This window comes from Candidatus Protofrankia californiensis, assembly GCF_900634765.1.
GTDB classification, from domain to species: domain Bacteria; phylum Actinomycetota; class Actinomycetes; order Frankiales; family Frankiaceae; genus Protofrankia; species Protofrankia californiensis.
Genome location: NZ_CAAAFT010000025.1, coordinates 15,351 through 21,535, shown reverse-complemented (window position 1 = coordinate 21,535; position 6,185 = coordinate 15,351). Strand labels below are relative to the sequence as shown.

The window sequence follows — 6,185 nt, the reverse complement described above, 5'->3', positions numbered from 1 at the left end:
GGGCAGGAGCGTTGATGTTACGGATGGTGCTTGAAATATCGGTGTCGCTCCGCCGGTCGCGGAAGGTTGTGGCCGTGGATAGCCGCTGGTCGGCGGTGCCGTACCGGCGGTCAGTTCCGTCAGACCGGATTTGGCTGGGTTACACGCGGTGAGCCCACTGGCCAGAAGAAGAGCAGCGAAAAGTGCAACGATTGCCGGCAGCCGGACGGCGACCGGGCGGAGTGGGGTCCCGTGTTCGTCAGGCCGGTCAGCTGTATCGTCCGTCCGGCAGTGACGTCGAGGACCCGCCTTGCCTTCCAACGATCGTGCTGGAACACCCCACCGTAAACCATTTTTGATCATCACTGGCTTTGCTGCTCCTTCCATAGGTTCCGATCTTCGTGAACCCCCCCTAGAAGGACAAATGGAGTATAGAGCCGGCTTGGATGCTCTCGGTCGCGGGTCTGGCACACGACGGCGGGTCGCGGCGGAACGGCCGCGGTGAAACGGCTGCGGAGCCCTGTTGATGACTGCGTTGACGACGTCCTGGAAACCCCGGCCGGGTCACCGCGGCGGCGTTACGATCGGCACTACACGGGTGCTACGACCGGGGCGACCTCCAGGATGCGGACCGGTCGATGCAAGACTTGCCGTATGGCGAACAGATCCCGAACCCGCACAACCCGGATCGTCGCGACGGGGGTCGGGTTGCTGTTTCTTGCCGGTGCTGCCGCCTGCGGTTCCAGCGACGAAACGCCGGCACCGGTGGCGTCGTCGAAGGTCGCGGCGCCGCTTGGCGCGGAGGCCGGCACCAGAGCGCAGACCGGCAGCGACGGGGGCTCCTCCCCGCGTCCGCCGGCTGGTCCCGGCGGCCAGTTGACCCCGGCGCCCGGATCACCACCGGTGTGTACCGAAGCAGGTCTGCGATTGGCTGCAGGTGCGTCCGCGGGTAATGCGTCCGCCGATCGCCAGGGATTCGTCGTCGTTCTTACCAACATCTCGGACAAGCCGTGCTCGATGATCGGCTACCCGTCCGTGGTCGCCACGGACAGCAACGGCCGGCAGGAGCGGCCCGCAGCCCGGTCCGAGGGCGGCAACCTGTTCCGGGTGGGTCCGCCCGAGACGGTGGTCCTCCAACCGCAGGGTGCTGCGTCATTCGGTGTCGAGTGGACGGCTGTAAGGTCCGGCGACGAATCCGCCTGCCTGCCCTATGCGAAGTTCGTCATTGTTCCGCCACACCAGGCCCGTGGCCAGGAGGTGGAGCGGCAGACAACCATCTGCGACGCTTTCCAGGTGCATCCCGTCGTGGCCGCAACCGCTGGGGCACGGCCCCGGTAGACGCGGTCCCGGTAGCAGGCGCTGCCCGCCGGCTCCGGCGGGCAGCTCACCTCACGGACTCACGACGATACGGACCCGCAACGCCACGGATTCAACGACGTTACGGATTCACCATGTTACGGATTCACGACGACGCCCGAGCGCCGGCAATACCCCGCAGCCGCGGGACAGCGCATACTCGCTGAGGATTCCATCCCAGCTCGGAATACATGTCGTTGTCCTGCCAGCGGGCCAACGCCTCCCGGTCGAGGGCTGCCAGGGACTCCGGTAGCGCGTTCAGGTGATGCCACTGCAGGCGGCTTACTCGAGGGTCCGTGCCCGGTGTCGGCATCCCGCTCCAGTGGGTCAGCCGGAAGAACAGCCCCAGCCGTTCGCCGCCACCGATGAATCGATGATGGGCCACGTGCGCCAGCCACACATGAGCCGCCATTGTCATCACCGACAGGGTCTCGTCGGCTATACGCAGCACAGCCTCGATCGCCGGTTCCCCACCGTCCAGCTCGGACCACGGTAACCGCCATGGTGAATCCGATTCAGTGGCACGACAGAGCAGAACCGACCCATCCACACGCCACATCAGCACATGGACGTCGACCGGCAAGCCCATACCCAGGCCCGCATCGTTGACCATCACCACTCCCACCCTCGGCGGGTGTCGCCAGCAGTGGCACCAGGCCACGGATGTGCCCACACCGTCTTCCAGGGGGGTCGCCCTGCGACCTCCCTGTCCCCTCGTAGTCGGTTGAATACCTCGTCGGCGCTGTCGGTTGCCTGCTCGTTCCGCGGACCGGCAACCGCCCGACGCTCAGGCCCACCCCATGTGGCAGCGGGACATTCCGCGCCCGAATCGGCGACCCGAAAACGCGACCACGAATGTCTCACCGTCATGTCCGTGAACTGGTCTGTCAACTCTGTCAACCGGCTCCCGACCACGTTGCCGGGATGTTGACAACGAACCGCCATAGCCGCGGATCGCCGGGTGGTCACGGCGACGGGCACTGTTCCGGTGCTCGACGACGGCGTCATCGGCGTCGCCGAGCACCGGGTGCGTGTCCGTGGGTTGTCATCACGGCCTCCCCGGAACCCCCTACTTGCGCGACGCCAGTCTGGCTGCTCGCACATCATGGCGTTTGTTGCGTGCAAATGCAAGGCACGGGTGCACGTGCAGCAGGTGCCGGAACCGGTAGGGGCCCGAAGATCGGGTGTCATACTCTTGTGCTCAGACGATGCTGAAGGGGGGCGGGTTGTGATGACGGTTGAGTCCGGTGGGGGTCCCACGGTGCGTCGGATTCTCCTCGGCTCCCTGTTGCGGCGGTTGCGCGAAGACAAGGGCATCAGTCGTGAGGAGGCCGGGTACAGCATCCGAGCCTCCGAATCCAAGATCAGCAGACTGGAGTTGGGACGGGTCAGCTTCAAGGAACGAGACGTGGCCGATCTGCTCACTCTCTACGGTGTCATGGACGAGGCCGAGAGAGCGCCGCTGATGGCACTGGTCCGCGAAGCCAACACGCCGGGTTGGTGGCAGAATTTCACCGACGTCCTACCGAGCTGGTTTCAGTCGTATATAGGTCTGGAGGAAGCGGCGACGCTGATCCGGACCTACGAGATCCAGTTCATCCCGGGCTTGCTCCAGACCGAGGACTACGCACGCGCCGTTATAACGCAGGGTAACAGTGGTGTCCGGTCCGACACCATCGAGCGTCGGATCAGCGTACGGATGAACCGTCAGAAGCTGCTCGCAAGGCCGACGCACCCCAGATTGTGGGTGGTGATCGACGAGGCTGCCCTGCGGCGTCCGCTGGGTGGCCCCAAAGTGATGCGTGCCCAACTGGAGCATCTGATCAAACTGGCGGGTCAGCCTAATCTCAGCCTACAGATCATGCCTTTCCGCTTCGGCGGACACGCGGCCGAAGGCGGTGCCTTCTCCATCCTTCGCTTTCCCGAAGCGGATCTGCCGGACGTCGTCTACCTCGAACAACTCGCCGGCGCGGTCTATCTGGACAAACGGGAGGACGTGGACCGCTACATGGAGGCCATGGACCGCCTCTGTGTCGACAGTGTGCCTCCCGCCGCCAGCATCGACGTACTGAACACGATCATCAGTGAGCTTTGATCAGGCAGGCTGAAGCAGGCGGACTGCCTCAGCCTGTGCGAGAAGGTACGGCCTGGGTCTGGCGGACCGCTACTGTAGGAATTCGTCGAAGTCGCCATCCTTGGCCCCGAGGACGAGTGCTTCGATCTCAGCGCGGGTGTAGATCAGAGCCGGGCCGTTCGGATCCCTGGAATTGCGGACCGCGATGACCTCCGGCGACAGCCGTGCCATCTCCACGCAGTTTCCCTGGGAATTGCTGCGCCGGCTTTTCTTCCAGGTGACCTGCGGTAACGCGGTCGTGGACATCCCGTTGTAGATCCCGGGCAAGTCGGTCTCCTTCACGTTGGAGGGACAAAGACGGCGCGATCATGTTTTCCCGCGCCCGAGGTTCCTCTCGGATCCGGGGTCTGGAAGCCGGCCCGGAAGGTCCAAGTCCCCGGGTCGCTGCTGGGAGCCGGTGTCGGATACGCGGTGGGTATCCCGGGTCGTAGCCCTCGTCGCGGCTCCTGCGGCTTGTGTCGTACGTGGACCACGCTTCCTCCCCCCGCGGATGGACAACCGGACGGTCGAGCATCAGCGTGTGCATATGCACGTACTTCGTGGGAAGGATACAGCACGGTCATCCGCACGTGCATATGCGAGATGTACTTCGGGGTGCGGTTGTCATGTGTCCCCTTCGGGACTCACCCGCTGTCATCTCCCACCCGGTCCGGGTGGAGCACAGCGAACTGTGAGAGCTCATGATGACGGCAAGTCACCAGAAAGAAATGATCAATCGATGACGGGACGGCCGGTCGACCGGAAACGCCGATGATCCTGACAGCGGCAGGAACATGTCGTGGCCACTAGCGCTCTGTTTCTTGCGCTCGCCGCCGGTGTCTACCCGCTGGGGCTGGCCATCGTCCTGCGCTATCTCGGTGAGCCGCCGTCGATCCGACATGCCTTCGCCTACCTCGCTGGCACCGCAAGTATCACTCTTGGGGCCGGTGTCGCGATCCTCGTAACGTTGCGTGGTTCAGGGTTGACCGAGCGGTCGCGTCCGACGCCGAGCGGTGGCATCGAGGTGTTTCTCGGGGTGGCACTGCTATATGTCGCGTTCAGGCTGAACCGGGGACCACGGTCAGCCACGCGGGACGGGCCCGGACGTCCGGACGAATCCGTACGTCCGCACGAGCCCGAGCGCACCGATGATATCGGGCATCCGGACGGGCCTGAGCATCCGGACGAGCCGAGGAAGGTTCCTGAGGGCATCAGGCACAGCACGCGCCGTGTCTTTCTCCTTGGGTTGATCACCTATCTGCCCTCCTTGCTCTACGTCAGCGCGATCAAGAATATTGCTGACGCGCACATGGGCAACGCGACCAGCGCGCTGCTCCTTGTGCTGTGTGCCGTGCTCGTACTGCAGATGGTGGAAATACCGATCATCCTGCGGTTGGTCGCTCCGCGCCGGACCGGCGCGATCCTCACGTCGTACAACTCGTGGATGCACCGGCACGGACGGAGCATTGTGATCATTCTTGCTGTTGCGGGCGGCATCTACCTTCTGCTCACCGGCGTCATGACGCTTCTCGACTGACGCCGGAGTCGTTCACCGCTACCCGGGGCGTGAAGGGCCCGCCGGCCAATCGCGTTGCGGCTGGTCCGGGTTCGCTAGTATTATTACTATCTGTAATATAATTGATTCTCTTCGCCATCGCCGCGTACGGTTCGTCCGCTGCGGGTCATCACTGCTTGGCCAACCTGGGGACGGTCATGGTGCTGGGATGGGTCGAGCAGGTCGCGGCAGACGAGCAGGTCACCGCCGAAGCCGACCTGCGTGTGCTGCGGGATCAGTGGGACGAGGTCGGGCAGCAGGTTCTAGATCTTGTGAGAACCCCTGAACTACTGCGGATCACCGAGCTGGATCGCCGGCTCGCCGGTTTCGACATCCCTGCCTTCCGGTCCGCGAGCATGCGCGTCGAGCGGGACCGGCGCGTCGAGGAGCTCGCTGCCGACCTCGACAATGCCAAACGCCGATTGCGGGAGGCCGAGCGGGCCCGTGACAGGCGCCGGTCGGCTGCCAGCAGCGCGGCTACCGCCCTCGCGGAGGTTGAGAAGGCACGTGCCGATCTTGCCGAGGCTACCCGGCTGCGCGCCGAGGTGCAGCGGCTGAAGGCCAGGGCCGCTCATACCGCCTCCGAGGTGCTCTCCGCTGAGCGACGACTGCGGGATGCGCGCAGGCAGCGCGCCAGACTTTCCGGCGACTGGCGAGGTGACCGGTTTGGTAACCGCAACGAGCGATCCCGTCTCGGACGCCTCGTGTCGCAGCGGCAGGCGGAGTTCGGTGCGGCCGTGGCAGAGGCTGCTGAGGCGGATCGTCAGGCTTGCCACCACCGCACGCTTGTCGATCCGCTGATAGCCGCATATGAACGGGCCGCCGCGCCGGTGACCGCCGAGGAGATTGCCCGCCGGGACACCGATGCGGGTCGGGCGTGGTCGGCGCTCGCCGAGGCGAACCGAGCGTGCCGTGCCGCTGCCGAGGAGGTTGACCATTGCCAGGCGGTCCTGGCTGAGGTGGCCCGGCAGTCGGCCGCGACCGACGAGGACCGAAAAACGGTTGAGGACGCACAACGCAGCGGATGCCCGGCCCTCGTCCGTGAACGGGAACGCCTGGCTGAGCTCGTTGCACCGCTGCTCGCCCGCCGCAGGGAGCTGGAACGGTGCTACGAGCAGCTGCTCGCCGATGTGACGAGATGCCGTCCGGAGGCGGCCTGCTGATTGAATGAAGGAACCAGAA

General features: G+C 65.1%; 6 protein-coding genes. 4 read left to right on the top strand and 2 right to left on the bottom strand.

Features of this window, described 5'->3' with window-relative positions; all coding sequences use genetic code 11:
* The first annotated feature begins 633 nt into the window (after nt 1-633).
* Complete coding sequence (locus tag DD1DGNOD_RS01070) at nt 634-1,317, top strand: DUF4232 domain-containing protein (protein ID WP_165036322.1); 684 nt, start codon at nt 634-636, stop codon at nt 1,315-1,317.
* 124 nt (nt 1,318-1,441) lie between these two features.
* On the opposite strand, the gene DD1DGNOD_RS01065 is transcribed toward DD1DGNOD_RS01070, so the two are convergent.
* Nucleotides 1,442-1,948 (bottom strand): NUDIX domain-containing protein, encoded by a 507-nt coding sequence (locus tag DD1DGNOD_RS01065; RefSeq protein ID WP_206444999.1) that lies wholly within the window; start codon nt 1,946-1,948, stop codon nt 1,442-1,444.
* 618 nt (nt 1,949-2,566) lie between these two features.
* Between DD1DGNOD_RS01065 and DD1DGNOD_RS01060 the strand changes: the two genes are divergently transcribed.
* Nucleotides 2,567-3,430 carry a Scr1 family TA system antitoxin-like transcriptional regulator gene (locus DD1DGNOD_RS01060; RefSeq protein ID WP_131769235.1) on the top strand — a complete coding sequence of 288 codons (864 nt, stop codon included), beginning with the start codon at nt 2,567-2,569 and terminating at the stop codon, nt 3,428-3,430.
* Between the two features lie 69 nt (nt 3,431-3,499).
* Here the strand turns inward: DD1DGNOD_RS01060 and DD1DGNOD_RS01055 are convergent, their stop codons facing one another.
* Entirely contained in the window at nt 3,500-3,715 is a 216-nt protein-coding gene (locus tag DD1DGNOD_RS01055) for a DUF397 domain-containing protein (protein WP_430827739.1), read from the bottom strand.
* A gap of 532 nt (nt 3,716-4,247) precedes the next feature.
* Here DD1DGNOD_RS01055 and DD1DGNOD_RS01050 point away from each other — a divergent pair.
* A complete protein-coding gene (locus DD1DGNOD_RS01050) occupies nt 4,248-4,985 on the top strand; it encodes a GAP family protein (RefSeq protein ID WP_131764669.1) in 738 nt (245 codons plus the stop codon).
* A gap of 176 nt (nt 4,986-5,161) precedes the next feature.
* Entirely contained in the window at nt 5,162-6,166 is a 1,005-nt protein-coding gene (locus DD1DGNOD_RS01045; RefSeq protein ID WP_131764670.1) for a hypothetical protein, read from the top strand.
* Nucleotides 6,167-6,185: the final 19 nt, after the last annotated feature.

Excerpts from the sequence above, each read along its gene's own strand:
- DD1DGNOD_RS01070 (WP_165036322.1), top strand. The coding sequence starts at position 634 with ATGGCGAACAGATCCCGAACCCGCACAACCCGGATCGTCGCGACGGGG.
- DD1DGNOD_RS01065 (WP_206444999.1), bottom strand. The coding sequence starts at position 1,948 with ATGGTCAACGATGCGGGCCTGGGTATGGGCTTGCCGGTCGACGTCCAT.
- DD1DGNOD_RS01060 (WP_131769235.1), top strand. The coding sequence starts at position 2,567 with ATGACGGTTGAGTCCGGTGGGGGTCCCACGGTGCGTCGGATTCTCCTC.
- DD1DGNOD_RS01055 (WP_430827739.1), bottom strand. The coding sequence starts at position 3,715 with ATGTCCACGACCGCGTTACCGCAGGTCACCTGGAAGAAAAGCCGGCGC.
- DD1DGNOD_RS01045 (WP_131764670.1), top strand. The coding sequence starts at position 5,162 with ATGGTGCTGGGATGGGTCGAGCAGGTCGCGGCAGACGAGCAGGTCACC.